1 protein-coding gene is annotated in these 394 nt (G+C 40.6%); it reads left to right on the top strand.

The features are described from left to right. Positions 1-92: 92 nt before the first annotated feature. A partial coding sequence (locus EDI28_RS26610) for an MIP/aquaporin family protein (RefSeq protein WP_233353538.1) occupies positions 93-394 on the top strand: 302 nt, incomplete at its 3' end.

The following is a 394-nucleotide window of genomic DNA, read 5'->3' as shown; positions in this document are numbered from 1 at the left end:
ATGATTTTCAAAAAATTTCCAATCAATTTTCTTGAAACCCTTTCCTACTTTTGATAGACTAGTATCTAGTTTTTGAAAAAAGGAGAAAGAAAATGAAAAAATTTGTTGCTGAGTTAATCGGTACGTTCATGCTTGTATTCGTCGGGACAGGAGCTGTTGTTTTTGGAAATGGTCTTGATGGCCTTGGTCACCTTGGAATCGCCTTTGCTTTTGGTTTAGCAATCGTGGTGGCAGCCTACTCAATCGGAACTGTTTCAGGTGCTCACTTGAACCCGGCTGTTTCGATTGCTATGTTTGTAAACAAACGTTTGTCATCTTCAGAACTTGTAAACTACATCCTTGGTCAGGTTGTTGGAGCTTTCATCGCTTCTGGCGCAGTCTTCTTCCTCTTGGG

The sequence above is a fragment of the Photobacterium chitinilyticum genome, assembly GCF_004104355.1.
Taxonomy (GTDB): domain Bacteria; phylum Pseudomonadota; class Gammaproteobacteria; order Enterobacterales; family Vibrionaceae; genus Photobacterium; species Photobacterium chitinilyticum.
Note: the sequence above shows the minus strand (reverse complement) of the source record. Positions and strands in the feature narration are given on the sequence as shown.